Origin of the sequence: Pantoea sp. 1B4, assembly GCF_016925765.1 — a bacterium.
Classification (GTDB): Bacteria; Pseudomonadota; Gammaproteobacteria; order Enterobacterales; family Enterobacteriaceae; genus Pantoea; species Pantoea agglomerans.
In genome coordinates this window covers 2477679-2496152 of the sequence record NZ_JAEUWZ010000001.1, presented here as the reverse complement: position 1 = coordinate 2496152, position 18474 = coordinate 2477679, and the positions used below count along the sequence as shown (strand labels likewise).

The 18474-nt window shown below is 60.1% G+C and carries 13 protein-coding genes and 2 pseudogenes; all 15 read left to right on the top strand.

The annotated features are described in order from the left end of the window. Positions 1-436 precede the first annotated feature (436 nt). Positions 437-1906 (top strand): aldehyde dehydrogenase family protein, encoded by a 1470-nt coding sequence (locus JNO11_RS12180; RefSeq protein ID WP_325177344.1) that lies wholly within the window; start codon positions 437-439, stop codon positions 1904-1906. Between the two features lie 28 nt (positions 1907-1934). Then, on the top strand, positions 1935-2603 hold the full coding sequence (locus tag JNO11_RS12175; protein WP_010247881.1) for a haloacid dehalogenase type II: 669 nt from the start codon (positions 1935-1937) through the stop codon (positions 2601-2603). 10 nt (positions 2604-2613) lie between these two features. Next, the gene (locus tag JNO11_RS12170; protein ID WP_129062990.1) at positions 2614-3891 is read left to right on the top strand and encodes an FAD-binding oxidoreductase; all 1278 of its coding nucleotides are present in this window, start codon (positions 2614-2616) and stop codon (positions 3889-3891) included. A gap of 82 nt (positions 3892-3973) precedes the next feature. After that, positions 3974-5582 (top strand): annotated as a pseudogene (locus JNO11_RS12165) (ABC transporter substrate-binding protein). A gap of 27 nt (positions 5583-5609) precedes the next feature. Beyond that, entirely contained in the window at positions 5610-6566 is a 957-nt protein-coding gene (locus JNO11_RS12160; protein ID WP_010247875.1) for an ABC transporter permease, read from the top strand. After that, complete coding sequence (locus JNO11_RS12155) at positions 6563-7414, top strand: ABC transporter permease (protein ID WP_010247873.1); 852 nt, start codon at positions 6563-6565, stop codon at positions 7412-7414. Before JNO11_RS12160 ends, JNO11_RS12155 begins: the two co-directional genes overlap by 4 nt. Next, positions 7411-9075, top strand: a complete 1665-nt coding sequence (locus JNO11_RS12150) for an ABC transporter ATP-binding protein (protein WP_033772136.1) — start codon at positions 7411-7413, stop codon at positions 9073-9075. The genes JNO11_RS12155 and JNO11_RS12150 overlap by 4 nt, the downstream gene beginning before the upstream one ends. 134 nt (positions 9076-9209) lie before the next feature. Continuing rightward, positions 9210-10541 carry an FAD-binding oxidoreductase gene (locus tag JNO11_RS12145; RefSeq protein ID WP_325177343.1) on the top strand — a complete coding sequence of 444 codons (1332 nt, stop codon included), beginning with the start codon at positions 9210-9212 and terminating at the stop codon, positions 10539-10541. Positions 10542-10552: 11 nt separating this feature from the next. Further along, positions 10553-11396: pseudogene (locus JNO11_RS12140) on the top strand (GNAT family N-acetyltransferase). Continuing rightward, positions 11396-12322 (top strand): glyoxylate/hydroxypyruvate reductase A, encoded by a 927-nt coding sequence (locus JNO11_RS12135; protein WP_129062986.1) that lies wholly within the window; start codon positions 11396-11398, stop codon positions 12320-12322. Before JNO11_RS12140 ends, JNO11_RS12135 begins: the two are co-directional and overlap by 1 nt. Before the next feature lies 1 nt (position 12323). After that, on the top strand, positions 12324-13457 hold the full coding sequence (locus tag JNO11_RS12130; RefSeq protein WP_129062985.1) for a M20 aminoacylase family protein: 1134 nt from the start codon (positions 12324-12326) through the stop codon (positions 13455-13457). A 113-nt stretch (positions 13458-13570) separates the two neighbouring features. Then, positions 13571-14887 (top strand): 4-aminobutyrate--2-oxoglutarate transaminase, encoded by a 1317-nt coding sequence (gene gabT, locus JNO11_RS12125; RefSeq protein ID WP_010670905.1) that lies wholly within the window; start codon positions 13571-13573, stop codon positions 14885-14887. Between the two features lie 291 nt (positions 14888-15178). Beyond that, positions 15179-15691, top strand: coding sequence for an Lrp/AsnC family transcriptional regulator (locus tag JNO11_RS12120; RefSeq protein ID WP_010247853.1), 513 nt, complete (start codon positions 15179-15181; stop codon positions 15689-15691). 272 nt (positions 15692-15963) lie between these two features. After that, positions 15964-16410, top strand: coding sequence for a GNAT family N-acetyltransferase (locus JNO11_RS12115; RefSeq protein WP_060680517.1), 447 nt, complete (start codon positions 15964-15966; stop codon positions 16408-16410). 18 nt (positions 16411-16428) lie between these two features. Then, positions 16429-18474 carry a hydantoinase/oxoprolinase family protein gene (locus JNO11_RS12110; RefSeq protein ID WP_325177342.1) on the top strand — a complete coding sequence of 682 codons (2046 nt, stop codon included), beginning with the start codon at positions 16429-16431 and terminating at the stop codon, positions 18472-18474.

Sequence of the window (18474 nt, the reverse complement as noted above, 5' to 3'; positions counted from 1 at the left end):
AAAAAAGCCAGCCGGATAATCCGGCTGGCTTTTTTTTGCCTGAGGCTCCGTAAAAACTTACCGGCGTCAAATAATTGTTCTGAAAAAATTAAAGAATTTATCAGGGATGTGAAGCGGGTCGTTAAATCGGCGGGTCATGTGAACCGGAATGAGCCGCCTGACCCGAAATATCCGCTTTGGTGCAATTTCCGTGCAGGTTGCACCAGCAGGGCGCATAAATTTTGTGAAGTAAATCATCTGTTTAATTGTTCGGCAATTCCACAAAAAAATCTACCGCCAATACGGCAGAAAATTTTTTTGCGCTGTTTTAAACGCATTTTTATTTTTTGCCCGGCTGGCATACTTTCTGCATTAGCTTATTAACAGCGCAGAAACCGGCAGTTTTAAACGCTAATAAACCAGCAACTGATGGGTGTAACAAATAAGGAATTCTTCCATGTTAAGTTTCGACCCGGAAAAAGTTTCTCTCCCGACTGGCCATTATATTGGCGGCCAGCACTGCCAGAGCCAGGGCGCATCCTTTGAGGTTAAACGTCCCTCGGATGGCAGGGTTTATGCCACGCTGCAGGACGCCACGCTGCAGGATGTTGATCGTGCCGTGACTGTGGCGCATCAGGCGCTGAAAAGCAGCGGCTGGTCCGGTTGTCCGCCGCGCGAACGCGGACGGGTACTGCGCCGCTGGGCCGATCTGATTGAGCAGGACGCGCTGCTGGCACAGCTGGAAGCGCTGGGCTCCACCCGGCCGATCAATGACGTGGTGCTGCACGAAATTCCTTTTACCGCCGAAGCGATTCGCTTCTATGCCGAATGCGCTGACAAATACAGCGGGGATCTCTTTCCCACCCGCGACAGCAGCCTGGGCATGCTGATTGCCGAACCTTATGGCGTTATCGCCGCGATTACCCCGTGGAATTTCCCGCTGTCGATGGCGTCGTGGAAATGCGGACCGGCGCTGGCGGCGGGCAATGCGGTGGTGCTTAAACCCTCTGAACTGACCCCGTTTTCTACCGTGCGCATGGCCGAACTGGCCATTCAGGCGGGCTTACCGGCGGGCGTGCTGAACATTGTACAAGGCAGTGGCGCGGTGACCGGCAGCGCGCTGGTAAAACATCCGCTGGTGCGCAAAGTCTCGTTTACCGGCTCGACCCTGACCGGCGCGCGCATCATGAGCGATGCCGCGCAAAACGGCATGAAGCCGGTGACGCTGGAGCTGGGCGGCAAAAGTCCGCAACTGGTGTTTGATGACGCGGGTGACCTTGAGGTGCTGGCCCAGCGGATTCTGCGCGGCTTCACCGCCAACGGCGGTCAGGCCTGCGTGGCGGGCACCCGTCTTATTGTGCAGCGCAACATTGCCGATCCGCTGGTTGAGCGGCTGGCTCAACTCTGCCGGGAGGTTAAACCGGGTGTCACCTGGCAGGAGGGCAGCCGCTACGCGCCGCTGATCGACGAACGACAGGGCAACAAAGTCTGCTCGGTTATTGAGGCGGCAAAAGCGCAGGGCGCAGAAGTGCTGGTGGGCGGTGAGCGTTTTGCCAACACCGACGACGGCTGGTTCTGGCAGCCCACGCTGCTGAGTCACGTGACGCAGGATAACCCGGCGGTCCAGCAGGAGATTTTTGGTCCGGTGCTGACGGTGCAGACGTTTGATGATGAAGAGCAGGGACTGGCGATGGCCGCCCATGACACCTATGGCCTCTGCGCCGGTGTTCACACCCTGAGTCTGCCGCGCGCGCTGCGGGCAATGCGCGCCATCGACGCGGGCACCGTCTGGATCAACCGCTATGGGCGTTCCGGCGACTTCATCATTCCGACTGGTGGCTTTCTCGGCTCCGGCATTGGTAAAGATTTAGGCCGCCAGGCGTTTCAGGCCTGCCAGCGCCAGAAGAGTGTACTCATCGATTTCTAAGCGCAACTGACAATGACGAGGGTGTTACATGGCACTGTTTAAACCGAAATTCATCACGTTTGACTGTTACGGCACGCTGATTCGCTTCGATATGGCGGGTGCCGCGCAGCGCTGTTTCAGCGACCGCGTCGACCCGGACGCAATGCACGCCTTTACTACCGACTTTTCCAGTTACCGGCTGGATGAGGTACTCGGCGCGTGGAAACCCTATTACGACGTGGTGAGTAATGCCCTGCAGCGCACCTGCAAAAAGTGGGGCGTCCGTTGGGACAAAGCCGACAGCGACTTTATCTACACCGACTGCGCCAGCTGGGGTCCGCATCCCGACGTGCCCGCCGGGCTGGCAAAGGTGGCTAAGGAGTTTCCGCTGGTGCTGCTGACCAACTCGATGAAAGACCTGATCCCGCATCACGAACCGCGTCTGGGCGCGCCAATCTATATGGCTATCACGGCAGAAGAGACGGGGGCCTACAAACCACAGATGAAGGGCTTCGAGTACATGCTGGATAAGCTCGGCTGCGGCCCGGAGGAGATCCTGCACGTCTCCTCCAGCTTCCGCTATGACCTGATGACTGCCCACGATCTCGGCATCAAAAACAAAGTCTGGGTCAATCGCGGTCATGAACCGGCGAATCCGTATTACCAGTACACCGAAATCAACGATATCGGCGGCCTGCCTGGCGTCGTCGGACTCTGAGGAACACCCCATGAAACTGGAATCGTTCTGGCAGGCCACCGCTCCGGCCTTTACCGGTGCCGCACGCGAACCGCTGCCCGCACAGGCGGACGTGGTGGTGATTGGCGGTGGCTTCACCGGCATCTCAGCGGCCCTGAATCTGGCGCGCAGCGGCATCAGCGTTGTGCTGCTGGAGAGTGGCGACGTGATGAGTCAGGCCTCGGCGCGCAACGGCGGCCACTGCAACACCGGTGTGGCGCAGAACTTCGCCTCGCTGGTGGCGAGCCAGGGTCTGGAGCAGGCCAGCCGCTTCTACCGGGCGTTTGATGAGGCGGTGAGCTATGTCCAGCAACTGATCCAGGATGAAGCGATCGACTGCGACTTCCGGCTGTGCGGCAAACTCAAGCTCGCCAGCAAAGCGTCGCATGTGGCCGGGCTGCAGGAAGCGTATGAACTGATGCGCCGCACCGTTGACCCGGAGATCGAACTGCTCGACAAAACGGCGGTACGCGACGAGATCGCCAGCGATAACTTCCACGGCGGCCTGCTGCAGAAACGGGGCGGTCAGATGCACATGGGCAAGTTCGGCGTCGGGCTGGCTGAGGCCGCCGCCCGCAGCGGCGCGAAGATTTTCCCGCACCACGCCGTGACGAAGTTAGCACGCCTGAAGGGTTATCAGCATCGGGTAGAGACCGCGCAGGGCACCATTCTGGCGGACAAAGTGCTGATGGCGACCGGCTGCTCCAACGTCGGCCCTTTTCCCTGGTTTCAGCGCCGCATTGTGCCGGTTGGCAGCTTTATCGTGGTGACGGAGGCGCTCGACCCGGCGCTGCTGCGCCAGGTGCTGCCAAACGATCGCACCTACGTCACCTCACTGAATATCGGCAACTACTTCCGTACCACGGCCGATCGCCGTTTGGTGTTTGGCGGGCGGGCGCGGTTTGCCGTCAGCAACCCGACGTCAGATTCGCGTAGCGGCGAGATCCTGCGCCGGGCGATGACGCAGATGCTGCCACAGCTTGGCCAGTCGCAGGTGGATTACTGCTGGGGCGGTATGGTTGATATGACGGCCGACCGTCTGCCGCACGCGGGTGAACAGGATGGCCTCTTCTATTCGCTGGGCTACAGCGGTCACGGTACCCAGATGTCGGTGTGGATGGGACGCGTCATGGCCAGTCTGCTGGCTGAAAAGCGCACTGAAAATCCCTGGCAGCGCGACACATGGCCCGCGCTGCCCGGCTATCACGGCAAGCCATGGTTTTTACCGCTCGCAGGACTCTATTACAAAGCAAAGGATCGCCTTTCATAACGTCCCGTCGGGTGCTGACCGCCAGGTTATCAGCACCGCCAGAACATGATCCCCGGTTCGCCTGACTATTGAGGGTACAGAGATGAGTAAATTTGATAATAACGACGCTGATGCGGTAAATCCGGCACTGACGCGCATGATCACAGAAGGCTCACTTTCACGTCGCAGTCTGATGAAAATGCTCTCAGCCGGTGCGGTGATGAGCAGCGGCCTGATCACTTTTTCAGGAGCGGCACTGGCGGATGACAAGCCGGTCAGGGGCGGTAAACTGCGGGCGGCGATGTCGAATGCCTCGGCCACCGATACACTTGATCCGGCCAAAAGTAACAACAGTGCGGATTACACCCGCCAGTTCATGTTCTACAGCGGCCTGACCGAGCTGGATAAAAACCTGATGGCGCAACCGGCGCTGGCCGAATCGCTGGAATCCAGCGACGGCATTACCTGGCATATCAAACTGCGTAAGGGGGGTCACTTTCCATGATGGCAAACCGCTGACCGCCAAAGATGTCATCTACTCGCTCAGCCGTCACAAAGATCCGGCCATCGCCTCTATCGCCTTTAAGCTGGCCGATCAGTTTAAAACCTTCAGCGCGGTCAATGATAACGAGGTGCAGCTGGAGCTGAGCAGCGCTAACTTCGACGTCCCTTATATGCTGGCGACACCGCCGTTTCTGATCGTGCCGGACGGCACCAAAGATTTCAGCAAAGGCATCGGCACCGGTCCGTTTGTCTGCAAAACATTTATGCCGGGTACGCGCACCATCGGCACCAAAAACCCCAACTACTACAAACCTGGTCTGCCACATCTGGATGAGGTAGAGCTGATTGGCGTCACCGACGGCGCAGCGCGCGTTAATGCCCTGATGTCGGGCGATCTGCAGATGGTCTCCACGCTGACCGCTGCCGACTGCAAGCGCATCAAAGCCAGCAGCGAATTTGGCGTGCTGGAGAGTAAATCGGGCATGTACACCAACCTGATTATCCGCACCGATGTGAAGCCGGGTAACAACGAAGATTTCGTGCTGGCGATGAAATATCTGCAGCCACGTGAAATGCTGGTGAAAACGGTGCTGCAGGGTTACGGCGACGTCAGTAATGACACCCCGGTGCCGCCGTGGCATCCGCTCTATAACGCCGATCTCAAACCGCGTGCGCTGGACATTGAAAAAGCGAAGTTCCACATCAAAAAAGCGGGCATGGCGGGCTCCACGGTGGAGATCATCACCACGCCGAATATCGAAGGGGCAAATGAAGGCGGTCAGATGATCCAGCAGATGGCGCGCGGGGCAGGGCTGAACATCAAAGTGCGACGTGTGCCGTATGACGGTTACTGGTCTTCGCACTGGATGAAAGATCCGGTGGGATATGGCTCGATAAACCCGCGTCCGACGCTCGACATGCTCTTCTCACAGTTTTATCTCTCTACCGCACCGAATAACGAATCGGGCTGGAAAAATCCTCAGTTTGATCAACTGGTGGTCGCGGCACGCGGTGAGCGCGATCAGGCGAAACGCAAGCAGATGTATGGCGACATGCAGAAGTTGATTTATGACCACTGCGGCACCCTTATCCCGACCTTTATCAGCTCCACAGATGGCTACAACAAAAAGGTCAAAGGGGTGGAGGCCTGGCCGTCAGGCATGATGATGGGCTATCGCTTCCATGAATTTGCGTGGCTGAGCGCCTGATACGTTATTTGAGGAAGGAGTACGCCGATGAACCGATACATGCTGTTCCTGATTGCCCGGCGAATTGGTGCCGGCATCCTGACTTTGCTTATCGTCTCGGCGGTGGTGTTTTTCATCACCAGCCTGCTGCCGGGCGACGCAGCGCAGATGATCCTCGGCCAGAACGCCACGCCGGAAACGGTGGCGGCGTTACGGCAGCAGCTGGGTCTCGATCAGCCTTTGCTGATGCGCTACTTCCACTGGCTGACAGGCATGGTGCAGGGCGACTTTGGCACCTCGTTTGCCAGCCATTTGCCGGTCTCGCAGCTGGTGGCGCAGCGCATTCCCGCCACCTTTGAACTGGCGGGTATCACCACGCTGATCTGCGTGCCGCTGGCGCTGATTATCGGCATTATTGCGGCGATGAATCGCGGTTCCCGGCTCGATCGGGCGCTGGTCATCGGCACCATGGCGACGGTTGCCGTGCCGGAGTTTCTGGTGGCGACGGTGGCGGTGCTGATTTTTGCCGTCAAGCTGCACTGGGTCTCGGCGATGTCGTTTGGCAGCCCGGATAGCGACCTGCTGAGTTACCTCAAAGCCTATGCGCTGCCGGTGCTGACTCTCTGCTGCGTGCTGGTGGCGCAGATGGCACGTATGACGCGGGCAGCCATTATCAACCAGCTCGACAGTCCTTATCTGGAGATGGCGCTGCTGAAAGGGGTTTCACCGCTGAGAGCGGTACTGCGTCACGCACTGCCTAACGCGGTCGGCCCCATCGCCAATGCCATTTCACTCAGCCTCTCCTATCTGTTTGGCGGGGTGATCATCATCGAAACCATCTTCAGCTATCCCGGTCTCGCCAGCCAGCTGGTGGATGCGGTCAGTAATCGCGATCTGCCGGTGGTGCAGCTCTGCGTGATGCTGTTCGCCGCCTGCTACCTGGTCCTGCTGCTGGCGGCAGACATTCTGACTATCGCCTTTAACCCGAAATGGAGAAGCGCATGAATATTCTCTCGTTGCCCTGGCGTTTCTTACAGTCGCTCTCCTGGTCGGGACGGCTGGGTCTGATAATGTCGTTGTTCTGGCTGCTGATGGCGGTATTCGGCACCCCGCTGGCCCCGCACAGCATTGATGACATCGGCGGCGGCCCGCTGATGGGCGGCCTGACGTCCGATAACCTGCTGGGCACCGACTACCTTGGGCGCGACATGCTGAGCCGCATTCTCTATGGCGCGAAGTTCTCTATCGGTCTGGCGCTGAGTGCGGCGCTGCTGGCCAGCCTGATCGGCACGCTGCTGGCGTTGCTGGCAGCGGTGGCGGGGCGCTGGCTGGAGGAAGTACTGGGCCGCGTCAACGACGCGCTGCTGGTGCTGCCGGGCAAAGTGCTGTCGCTGATGATAGTCGCGGTATTTGGCTCCTCGCTGCCGATGCTGATCCTGACGGCGGTCTTCACCTACTGGCCGGGCGCATTTCGTATCGCGTTTGCCATGGCCAGCTCGCTGCGCAGCATGGATTACGTCCGGGCGTCACGGCTGCGGGGCGAAAGCCGCTGGTATATCGCCATTCACGATATCCTGCCCAATATGGTGCACCCGATGCTGACTGACTTTGGTCTGCGCTTTGTCTACATCGTGCTGCTGCTGAGCGGCCTTAGCTTCCTCGGTCTGGGTGTTCAGCCGCCCTACGCCGACTGGGGCACGCTGGTGCGTGAAAATATGCAGGGGCTGTTTGACGGCTCGCCTGCGGTGCTGATGCCCGCGCTGGCGATTGCCAGCCTGACCATTGGCGCCAACCTGTTTATTGACAGCCTGCAGGCGATGCGTCCGATGACGCTGGCGAAGGAGGGAGCATGAACGTGACACCACATACCGCCATGCCGGTGATTTCGGTGGATAAACTGCGCGTCACTGCGCAGACCGATCGCGGCGAAGAGATCGACCTGGTTTCCGACATTCACTTTACCGTGCAGAAGGGCGAAGTGCTGGCGCTGATTGGCGAATCCGGCTCAGGTAAAACCACTATCGCGATGGCGCTGATGGGTTACGCCCGCAGCGGCTGCCGCATCGCCGACGGCAACATTCACGTTGCCGGCACCGACGTTAACAGCCTGACGCCAGGGCAGCTGCGCGCCTTTCGCGGCAACAAAGTCGCTTATATCGCCCAGAGCGCGGCAGCGTCGTTTAATCCGGGCATGAAGATCCTCGACCAGGTGATTGAGCCGGTGGTTATCCACGGCACCCTGACCCGCAAAGCGGCAAAAGCCAAAGCGATTGAGCTGTTCCGCGAACTGGCGCTGCCCAACCCCGAGACCATTGGCGACCGCTTCCCGCACCAGGTGTCGGGTGGTCAGTTACAGCGTCTGATGACGGCGATGGCGCTGATTGGCGATCCTGACGTGGTAATCCTTGATGAACCTACTACCGCGCTGGATGTGACCACGCAGGTGGAAGTGCTGAAGGCGTTTCGCCGCGTGGTGGTGCAGCGCGGCGTCACGGCGATTTACGTCAGTCACGATTTAGCCGTGGTGGCGCAGATGGCAGACCGGATACTGGTGCTGCTGCGCGGCAGAATGGCGGAGTATGGCAGCACCGCGCATCTGATCGGCGCACCGCAGGCGGAGTACACCCGTTTACTGATGGAGGCGGCACGGCAGAAAGAGCGGCCCAGCAACTGGTGCCCGGTTGCCGCCGATATTCAGCCGCTGCTTGAGGTGCGCGACCTCAGCGCAGGTTATGGTCCGCGCGGCAGCGATGGCTACCCGAAAATACGCATTCTGGAGGATATCAACCTCAGGCTGTGGAAAGGGCAGGCGATTGGCATCATTGGTGAGTCAGGCTCAGGCAAAACCACTCTGGCGCATGCCATTGCCGGACTCAACGCTCCAAGCCACGGCCATATTCTGTTTAACGGCCACTACATCTCGGGCGATATGCAAAAACGGCCTGACAATGAGCTGCGCCGCATTCAGTATGTGTTCCAGATGGCAGACACCGCGCTGAACCCGGCCCACAGCGTTGAACGCATCCTGTCGCGTCCGTTGACGCTGTTTCACGGTCTGAACGGTGCGGCCCGACAGCAGCGGCTTTATCAGCTGCTGGATCTGGTGCAGCTCCCGCGCAGCGTGCTGTGGCGGCGTCCCTGGGCGCTCTCCGGCGGGCAGAAGCAGCGCGTCAATCTGGCGCGCGCACTGGCGGCTGAGCCGGATCTGATTCTGTGTGATGAAGTGACCTCGGCGCTGGATACAGTGGTTGCCGCCGCCGTTCTCGACTTAATCAGCGAACTGCGGCGCGAACTGGGACTCTCGGTGATCTTCATCAGCCACGACATGCATGCGGTACGCGCGGTGTGTGATGAAATCGTGGTGATGAAGAGCGGTCGCATCGTCACCCAGCTGGCGCGCAGCGACTACGACAAGCCGACCAGCGAATTGTATTTCGAGCGGCTGAAACGCGCGGTGCCGGAGTTGCGTCAGGGCTGGCTGGATGAGCATGAAGAGATTTTAAAAGCAGAGTGAGTTGCCTGAAGCAACGGGCACCCTGATTAATCCGCCTGCACAGCACTGATGTAATGCGCGGGCGGCGCGGGTCAGCACACAGCGGTGATATCGCTTTGCGCTGATCAGATACTGACAACAGAGGTAGTCTTGTTATGCCTGCACCGATTCGTTATGTACAGGACAGTGCGAATTTTCCTGATTCCGCCGATGTAGTGGTGATTGGCGCCGGTATCGCCGGAGCCGCCGCCACCTGGGAGCTGGCGAAGCAGGGACTGAAGGTCGTGCTAATCGAAAAAGGCCTGGTAGGAGCGGAGCAGTCGAGCCGTAACTGGGGCTGGTGTCGCCAGCAGAACCGTGATGAACGTGAATTGCCGCTGATTATTTATGCGCTGCAACGCTGGGGTGAGCTTAACGATGAAACCGGCGAAGAGCTGGGTTTCCGCCGCAGTGGGCTGGTCTACGCCACGCAGGAAGAGTCGGACATCGCGGCCTGGGATAAGTGGATCCAGATGGCAAAAGGCTATGGCGTGCGCAGTTCGATCCTCACGGCGGAGCAGGCCAAAGCGATGACGCCCGGCAGCACCACAAGCTGGCGGGGCGGTCTCTCAGCGCCTACCGACGGTCACGCCGAACCACGGCTGGCCGCGCCCGGGCTGGTGGCGGGCGCGCTGAAAAAAGGGGCGCTGCTGTTTCAGCAATGCGCGGTGCGCGGGCTGGATATCGCCGCCGGACGGGTCAGCGGCGTCTGGACCGAGCGCGGCCTGATCAAAACCAGTCGGGTGATCTGTGCCGCCGGGGCCTGGACCTCCATGTTTTGCCGTCGTCACGGTATCGATCTGCCGCTGGGCAACGTGATTGGTACCGCCTTCCGCACGCAGCCCATTGAGCAGGCGATTGCCATGCCACTCTACACACCTGGCTTTGCCTGTCGGCCACAGATGGACGGCAGTTACACCGTCTCCGTCTCGGGTCGCGGGCGTCTGGAACCTGGCGCGCAGGGGCTGCGCTATGCCCGCCAGTTCTATCCGACCTTTAAAAGTCGCCGCAAGAATCTCACCCTGAATCTTGGCCTGTCGCCGTTCTTCAATGGCCCGGAAGCGATGGGTGGCTGGGCATTTGACCGCGAGTCGCCGTTTGAGCGCATGCGCATACTCGATCCGGCAGCCGATGCAAAGATCGTGGAAGAGGGGCTGGCGGCGATGCGGCGTGAATATCCGGCGCTGGCGAACCTGCGGCTGGCGCAGTCCTGGGGCGGCATGATTGACAGCACCCCGGACGCGATTCCGGTGATCTCCACCGTGGCGAAACTGCCGGGGCTGGTGCTCTCGGCGGGCTACAGCGCCCATGGCTTCGGTATCGGACCGGGTGCCGGACGACTGGCAGCCGATCTGGCGACCGAAGCCACGCCAGTCGTAGATCCCACCCCTTATCGCTACAGCCGTCTGGTTGACGGCAGCGGACTTGAAACGCCAGGCATGATGTAAGGAGACCTGCAATGAGCCTGAAAATACGCGCAATGACGCCGGACGATATCGACCCCTGTTTCACCTTAACGCAGGCACTGAAATGGCCCCACCGACGTGAAGACTGGGCGCTGGCGCTGCAGCTGGGCGAGGGTACGGTGATTGAAGAGCAGGGCAAGCTGATAGCGAGCGCGGTGCTCTGGCGCTGGGGCGAGCGCGCCGCCACGCTGGGACTGGTAATCGTCGATAACCAGCAGCAGGGGCGTGGCCTGGGCAAACAGCTGATGCTGGCGCAGCTGGAAAAATTGCCTGACTATAACGTGCGTTTGCACGCCACCGAAATGGGCAAAGGATTGTATGAAAAACTCGGGTTTGTCAGTTGCGGTGAGATTCGCCAGCACCAGACCCGCGAAGTGACCACCCTTCCAGACGTCGTGATCCCGGCGGGACTGCAGCTGCGTCCGGCAACACTGGCCGATCACGCCACACTGGTGACGCTGGATCAGCAGGCGCACGGTATGCTTCGTCCGGCACTGTTCGACCACCTGCTGCGCGACTGCCAGACGGTGCTGTTGCAGGATGATCATCAGCAAATTCAGGGCTTCGCCAGCCTGCGCCGCTTTGGTCACGGCTGGGCGATAGGCCCGATCATCGCGGGAGACTTCGCGGTAGCGCAGGCACTGGTCGCCAAATTGATGCAGACGCTGCAGGGGGGAGTTTCTCCGCATCGACACCGATGCCGCGCTGCCGATGGCCGCCTGGCTACAGAGCCTCGGCATCCCTCAGGTCGATGCGCCTGCGACTATGGTGCGCGGCACGCCCTGGACACCGCAGGGTATGCAGGCGTTTGGACTGATGACGCAGGCGATGGCCTGATGCATATCGTCTATAAATCGGAGCCGGAACGTGGCCGGATCTGGCAGCGCTGGCTGGCAGCGCATGCGCCTGACATTCAGCTGCATATCTGGCCTGAGACCGGCGATCCAGAGCAGGTTGAGGCGCTGGTCGCCTGGCAGCCACCGGCTGACATCACAGTGCTTTTCCCCCGGCTGAAACTGTTGTTCTCCGTGGGTGCCGGGGCCGATCAGTTTGACCTTGGCGCGCTGCCGCCCGACCTGCCGGTGATCAGAATGATCGAGCCAGGCCTGACCCAGGGCATGGTGGAGTATGTCACCTTCGCGGTACTCGGCCTGCATCGCGACATGCCGCGCTATTTTCATCAGCAACGCCAGCAGCAGTGGCTGGCACACGCGGTATTACCTGCCGCGCAGCGTCGGGTAGGCGTCATGGGGCTGGGCGAACTGGGCCAGGCCGCACTGCAACAGCTGGTGGCGCTGGGCTTTGACTGCGCTGGCTGGAGCCGCACACCGCGCCAGATTCCCGGCGTCCGCTGCTGGCACGGTGACGATCAGCTCGGGGCGTTTCTGGCGCACAGCGAGATTCTGGTCTGCCTGCTGCCGCTGACTGACACCACACAGGGTTTGCTTAACCGAACCCTGTTTAATCAGCTACCACAGGGTGCGGCGCTGGTGCAGGCCGGGCGCGGCCCCCAGCTGAATCAGGACGATCTGCTGCAGGCGCTGGAGAGCGGTCAGCTCCGTGCCGCCGTGATAGATGTGACCGACCCGGAGCCGTTACCGGCGGGTCATCCCTTCTGGCACCATCCCGCCATCTGGCTCACACCCCACATCGCCAGCCAGACGCAGAATGAGAGCGCCATTGCGGCACTGCTGGAAAACCTGCGGCGCCATCAGCGTGGCGAGCCGCTGTACGGTGAGATTGATCGTTCGCGAGGATATTAAGATGGAACATCTGGTGGCATTGCGCCGCGACCTGCATGCGCACCCGGAACTGGGCTTTCAGGAGCAGCGCACCAGCGACATCGTGGCGAACTTTCTGCAACAGCTGGGCATTGAGGTGCATCGCGGCATCGGTAAAACCGGCGTGGTCGGGATACTGAAAAAGGGCAGCAGTGAATGCATGATTGGCCTGCGGGCTGATATGGATGCGCTGCCGATGCAGGATCAGAGCGGCACCGACTGGCAAAGCCGCGCGGAGCAGGTGAGCCACGCCTGCGGCCACGATGGTCACACCGTGATGCTGCTGGGAGCCGCAGAAAAACTGGCGCGCGACGTCAGCTTTGATGGCAGCGTCTGCTTTATCTTCCAGCCCGCCGAAGAGGGGCTGGCGGGCGCAAAGGCGATGATTGACGATGGCCTCTTCAGCCGTTTTCCCTGTGAGGCGGTCTACGCCATCCACAACTGGCCTGAACTGCCGCTCGGCCAGGTACAGACCCGCCCTGGCGCGATCATGGCAGCGGCTGACCGTTTTGATATCCGGGTACTGGGCGGAGGCGGTCATGCCGCGCAGCCGCATCTGACGCGCGATACTCTGCTGGCGACCAGCGAGCTGGTGGTGCAGCTGAATACTCTGGTCTCGCGCGCCCTGGATCCGTGCGAAACGGCGCTGCTCACCGTCACCCGGATGCAGGGCGGCTTTTCGCACAACATGATCCCGGCGGAGGCGAACATCACCGGCACGGTGCGCACTTTCAGCCCGGCAGCGCAGGCGACGATTGAAGCACGACTGCGTCAGATGGCGGAGCACATCACCGCCGCCCACGGTTTGCACGCAGAGGTCAGCTATCTGCGCTACTACCCGGCGACCCTGAACAGTAATGCTGAAGCGCAGTTTTGCCTGCAGGCGCTGACGCAGGCGGGCATTACGGCTGAGGCCGCGCCCCAGCCCGCACTTACCTCAGAAGATTTTGCTTTTATGCTGCAGGCGCGGCCCGGTGCCTATCTGTGGCTGGGATCGGCACCCTGCAAGCCGCTGCATCATGCTGCATACGACTTCAACGATGCGCTGATCCCGCATGGCGTTAACGTTTTTGTCACGCTGATTCGTCAGGCGCTGGCAGAGAAATTTCCCTGCTGAATGCCGCAGGATTTTGACAGGAAATGCCGCTGTCTGGGGAATTACGGCAGCGTGACAAACCAGCGGGTTGCGATACTTGAGCCAACCGAACGTTACGTGGATGAGGGTTTAAAATGCAGAATGTCATGGCAGAGCAGCAAGCATACTCCGATAACAGCCTGTTACTGGATGCACGCGAGCAGAACGTGCCGCGCGGCGTAGTTACCGCCCATCCGCTGGTGATCGAACGCGCCAGAGGCAGTGAAGTGTGGGACGTGGAGGGCAATCGCTATCTCGACTTTGTCGGCGGCATCGGGGTGCTGAATGTCGGCCACAATCACCCGGCGGTGGTCAATGCGGTGACCCGCCAGCTCGGTCTGGTGTCTCATGCCTGCTTTCAGGTGGTGGCCTATCCGGGCTACATCGAGCTGGCGCAGCGGCTGAACAAACTGGTGGGCGGCGATGAGGCGTACAAAAGCGTCTTCTTTACCAGCGGCGCCGAAGCGGTGGAAAATGCGGTGAAGATTGCCCGCTCACACACCCAGCGCTCTGGCATTATCGCTTTTGATGGTGCGTTTCATGGCCGCACCCTGCTGGGTATCACCCTGACCGGCATGTCCGCGCCTTACAAACAGAATTTTGGCCCGTTCCCCGGCGATATTTACCGTCTGCCCTTCCCGAACCCGCTGCACGGTATTACTGAAGCGGACTGCCTGAAAGCGCTGGATCAGCTGTTTGCGGTGCAGATCCTGCCGGAGCGGGTCGCGGCGATTATCATTGAGCCGGTTCAGGGTGACGGCGGCTTCCTGCCCGCTGGCCCGGCATTTATGCAGGCGCTGCGTCGCATCACCAGCCAGCACGGTATTCTGCTGATTTGTGATGAAATCCAGTCCGGCTTCGGGCGTACCGGCACGATGTTCGCCTTCCAGCAACTGGGTATCAAACCCGATTTAGTCACGCTGGCGAAAAGCCTGGGCGGCGGTCTGCCGATTTCCGGTGTGGTGGGGCGTGCGGAGATCATGGATGCACCGACGCCTGGCGGTTTAGGCGGTACTTATGGCGGCAACGCACTGGCCTGTGCGGCGGCGCTGGCGGTACTGGATCTGTTTGAGCAGGAAAACCTGTTGCAGCGCTCCTGCCAGCTTGGTGAGCAACTCAATGCACGACTGCGGCAGCTGGCGGATAAATATGCCTGCATCGGTGACGTCCGCGGCGTGGGCTTTATGCAGGCGGTGGAGATCCTCGATTTCGAAACCGGTCGCCCGGATGCGGCCTTAACCCAGAAGATCCTCGACAGCGCCTGTCAGGAGGGATTGCTGCTGATCAAATGCGGCCTGCATCGCAACACCATCCGTTTCCTGGCGCCGCTGGTCACCACCGACTCACAGCTTGAAGAGGCTCTGCATATCTTCGATATTGCGCTGGCCCGCGCCACAGGCCGGTTGGGGTAAAGTGCGATTCCTCATTGATATTGTTAAAGTAATTTGAAAATCTCCCGCTGGTATAACCACTGCGAAGCGCTGGCGCGTTTACGGTAAAGCGTGATATACCTTCGGGAGGTTCTGCACATTTAATTAAGCGTCTATCCCATCAGGCTATTTCATTTGTCAGTCTGAACCTGGTCAGTGCTTACAATCCTCACGTACGCCATGTACGCACCGGTTGTTCCGCGCTGTCCGTCTCCAGACTGCCTGCAACAATGACGCCTGGTGGGACAGACTCTGACAATGAGGGGGGGTGCTATGAACGGCTTAATGAAACTCGACCGCATCGACATCAACATCCTGGTGCAACTCCAGAAAGATGGCCGTATCAGCAACGTTAACCTCGCCGACGCCGTAGGCCTTTCGCCCAGTCCCTGTCTGCAACGGGTCAAACGTCTGGAACAGGCCGGTTTTATCACCGGTTATGAAGCGCACATTAATCTCACCCGCATTACCGATTCGGTGACGGTCTTTACCGAAGTCACCCTGTCAGGCCATCGCCGCGAAGACTTTATGAAATTTGAAAGTGCGATGCGCGACGTCGATGAGCTGATGGAGTGCCATCTGATTACCGGCGGCTATGACTATTTGCTGCGCTTTATTACCCGCAGCATTGAACATTACCAGGAAGTGATTGAGAAGATGCTCGACGCTCAGATCGGCATCGATAAGTACTTCAGCTATATCGTGATCAAATCCCCGATCATGAAAAGCAGCGTGCCGTTGCGATCGCTGATCGGCAAGCACAATTCGGTGGAGTTCGGCGTGTAGCGGGCGGCCAGGCGTCGCCCTCGCCATGTTTACCGGTGGAGAGAGGGCCGTCACCTGCCTTGTTTCTGCTTACTCTTTCGCGATTCACCCCAGCAGCACTTTTGTTCGCCCATCCGCTTCACTTCTCCCGTTAATGTGCCAGACGCCCCCCTCAGCATAAAATTTCTTCATGACGCAAAATTCAGTCGCAACAGCCGGTTCTGTGGCGCGCTACAGCCTCAACCGTTGGGCGAACCCTTTTACACTGTTTTCAACCGATACAAGGAGTTGTCATGGACTCATTGCAGATTGCTGACCAGCAGTGGCAGCGCGAGGCGTTCACTGTCTCCACCAGCCGCCAGCGGCTCGACCTGGCGTGGATCCACATCCAGCTGGCGGAGAAATCCTACTGGGCCAAAGGCCAGCCGCTGGCCAAAACCGTGCGGGCGATTGCCGGTTCGCTGCCGTTTGGCCTCTATCACCAGCAGAGCCAGATTGGCTTTGCCCGACTGATTACTGACTACACCCGGTTTGGCTGGCTGTGTGACGTAATGATTGATGAAAACTGGCGCGGTCACGGGCTGGGCAGCTGGCTGGCAACCTGCGTCCGTGAACACCCGGAGCTGCAAACGGTGCATCGCTGGATGCTCTCAACCCAGGATGCCCATCAGGTCTATCAGCGGCTCGGCTGGCGTGTGGTGCAGCATCCCGAGGCGCTGATGGAATTTCCCCCTTCCTGACACTGGAGTTACCCCGATATGCGATACCGCGTTGGCGTGGATATTGGTGGATCCTTTACCGATTTCGCCGTGCTCGATCAGCAAACGAACCAGATTCACACCCTGAAAGTCCTGTCGCGACCGGATCAGCCAGGCAGCGAAATCGTTACCGGACTGGCGCAGTTTCAGCAGAATCAGGGCATTGACCCCGCTGAGATTGGCTACTTCACCCACGGCACCACGGTAGGCATTAACGCGGTGATCCAGCGGCGTGGCGTGCGGCTGGCACTGTTCGCCACGGAGGGCTTCTGCGATGTCCTGGAGCTGGCCCGGCTTAAAATCCCGCATATTCACGATCTTTTCTCCCGGCGTCCTGCTCCGCTAATCACCCGCGATCGGGTGTTTGCCATCCGTGAACGCAGTGACGCGCACGGCAACGTGCTGCACGCGCCTGATCGCCAGAGCGTGCTCGACGCAATCGCTCAGGCACGCGCGGCAGGCTGTCAGGGCATTGTGGTGTCGCTGCTGCACAGCTATCGCAACCGGCACAATGAAGCGGCGGTGAAGGCGATTATCGACGAGGTGGCACCCGAGCTGCTGACCTCCTGTTCCGCTGACATCTGGCCGATCATCCGTGAATATGAACGCACCATTACCGCCACCATTAATGCCTATGTGCAGCCGATGGTGATCCACTACCTGGAATCCTTTGAGCAGGCGCTGCAACGGCTCGGCGTCAGGCCGCCGCCGCGCATCACCAAATCCAACGGCGGGGTGATGGGCGTCGATCAGGCGAAACGCGAATGCGTGCAGATGGTGCTCTCCGGCACCGCATCCGGGGTGATTGGTGCCAGCTATCTCGCCAGCGCCTGCGGTTTTGACAAAATCCTCAGCCTGGATATCGGTGGCACCAGCGCCGACGTGGCGGTGATCATCGACGGCAAAGTGGCGCAGGGCAACGGCGAAATCATCGGGGATTTCCCGATCTTTATTCCTTCTGTCGCCGTCACTTCGGTGGGTCAGGGCGGCGGCTCGCTGGCGTGGATCGATGGTCAGGGCGTGCTGCAGATGGGCCCGGACAGTGCCGGATCGCTGCCTGGCCCGGTCTGCTTCCAGCGCGGCGGCACGCAACCCACCGCCACCGATGCGTTCGCCGCCTGCGGCATGATGGGCCATGGCGCGCTGGGTTATAACGCCGTCACTGTTGATGTGGACGCCGCCTGCGCGGCCTGGCAGCCGCTGGCGGATGCGCTTGGCGTCACGGTGCAGGAAACGGCAGAAACCGCCATCCAGCTGGCGATCTCCAGCATGTACAGCGACACCAGCGGGCTGCTGTCGCGCTTTGGACTCGATCCGCGTGAATTCTGGTTCCTCGCCTTTGGCGGAGCAGGTCCGATGATGGGCTGTTTTCTGGCCCGCGAACTGAATATGAAAGGGGTGATTGTGCCGCCGACGCCGGGCGTGCTGTCCGCGCTGGGCGGGCTGGTAGCAGATATCCGCAACGATTTTATCCGCACGCTCTACGGCGATCTGACACCCGCCCTGGCCGACACCCTGGCCAGTGAAGCCGAAGCATTACAGCAGCGCGCCTGTGGCTGGCTGGCCCAGGAGCACGGCAGCGATATGCCTTACAGCCTGCAGTTCAGCGCGGATATGCGCTATCGCGGTCAGTCGTTTGAGATCGATGTACCGCTGGAGACGAACTGGCTGGCGCAGGCGGATTTCACTGCGCTGCATGACGCCTTTGATCGCCAGCACCAGCAGCTGTTTGGTCACTGTGACCCGCAGGCGCCGGTGCAGTTGATCAACCTGCGGCTGGTGATTGCATCACCGACGCCGAAACCGGTGATTAACCCACTGGCTCCGGCCACGGAACCGGTGCCGGTACTGAAACAGACCAGGGCGTGGATCGACGGCGGCTGGCATCAGGTTGATTTAGTGCTGCGTTCGGTGCTGCGTGCCGGCCATCAGCTCAGTGGCCCGGTCATCATCGCCCAGGATGACTGCACCACCTGCGTGCCGCCCGGCATGGGCGTCACGGTCGATTCATTCGGTAATCTGCTGATCACGGCGAACGAGGCATAA

Coding starts and splice junctions, on each gene's coding strand:
- JNO11_RS12180 (WP_325177344.1), top strand. CDS start 437: ATGTTAAGTTTCGACCCGGAAAAAGTTTCTCTCCCGACTGGCCATTAT.
- JNO11_RS12130 (WP_129062985.1), top strand. CDS start 12,324: ATGGAACATCTGGTGGCATTGCGCCGCGACCTGCATGCGCACCCGGAA.
- JNO11_RS12170 (WP_129062990.1), top strand. CDS start 2,614: ATGAAACTGGAATCGTTCTGGCAGGCCACCGCTCCGGCCTTTACCGGT.
- JNO11_RS12160 (WP_010247875.1), top strand. CDS start 5,610: ATGAACCGATACATGCTGTTCCTGATTGCCCGGCGAATTGGTGCCGGC.
- JNO11_RS12120 (WP_010247853.1), top strand. CDS start 15,179: ATGAACGGCTTAATGAAACTCGACCGCATCGACATCAACATCCTGGTG.
- JNO11_RS12145 (WP_325177343.1), top strand. CDS start 9,210: ATGCCTGCACCGATTCGTTATGTACAGGACAGTGCGAATTTTCCTGAT.
- gabT (WP_010670905.1), top strand. CDS start 13,571: ATGCAGAATGTCATGGCAGAGCAGCAAGCATACTCCGATAACAGCCTG.
- JNO11_RS12135 (WP_129062986.1), top strand. CDS start 11,396: ATGCATATCGTCTATAAATCGGAGCCGGAACGTGGCCGGATCTGGCAG.
- JNO11_RS12115 (WP_060680517.1), top strand. CDS start 15,964: ATGGACTCATTGCAGATTGCTGACCAGCAGTGGCAGCGCGAGGCGTTC.
- JNO11_RS12110 (WP_325177342.1), top strand. CDS start 16,429: ATGCGATACCGCGTTGGCGTGGATATTGGTGGATCCTTTACCGATTTC.
- JNO11_RS12155 (WP_010247873.1), top strand. CDS start 6,563: ATGAATATTCTCTCGTTGCCCTGGCGTTTCTTACAGTCGCTCTCCTGG.
- JNO11_RS12150 (WP_033772136.1), top strand. CDS start 7,411: ATGAACGTGACACCACATACCGCCATGCCGGTGATTTCGGTGGATAAA.
- JNO11_RS12175 (WP_010247881.1), top strand. CDS start 1,935: ATGGCACTGTTTAAACCGAAATTCATCACGTTTGACTGTTACGGCACG.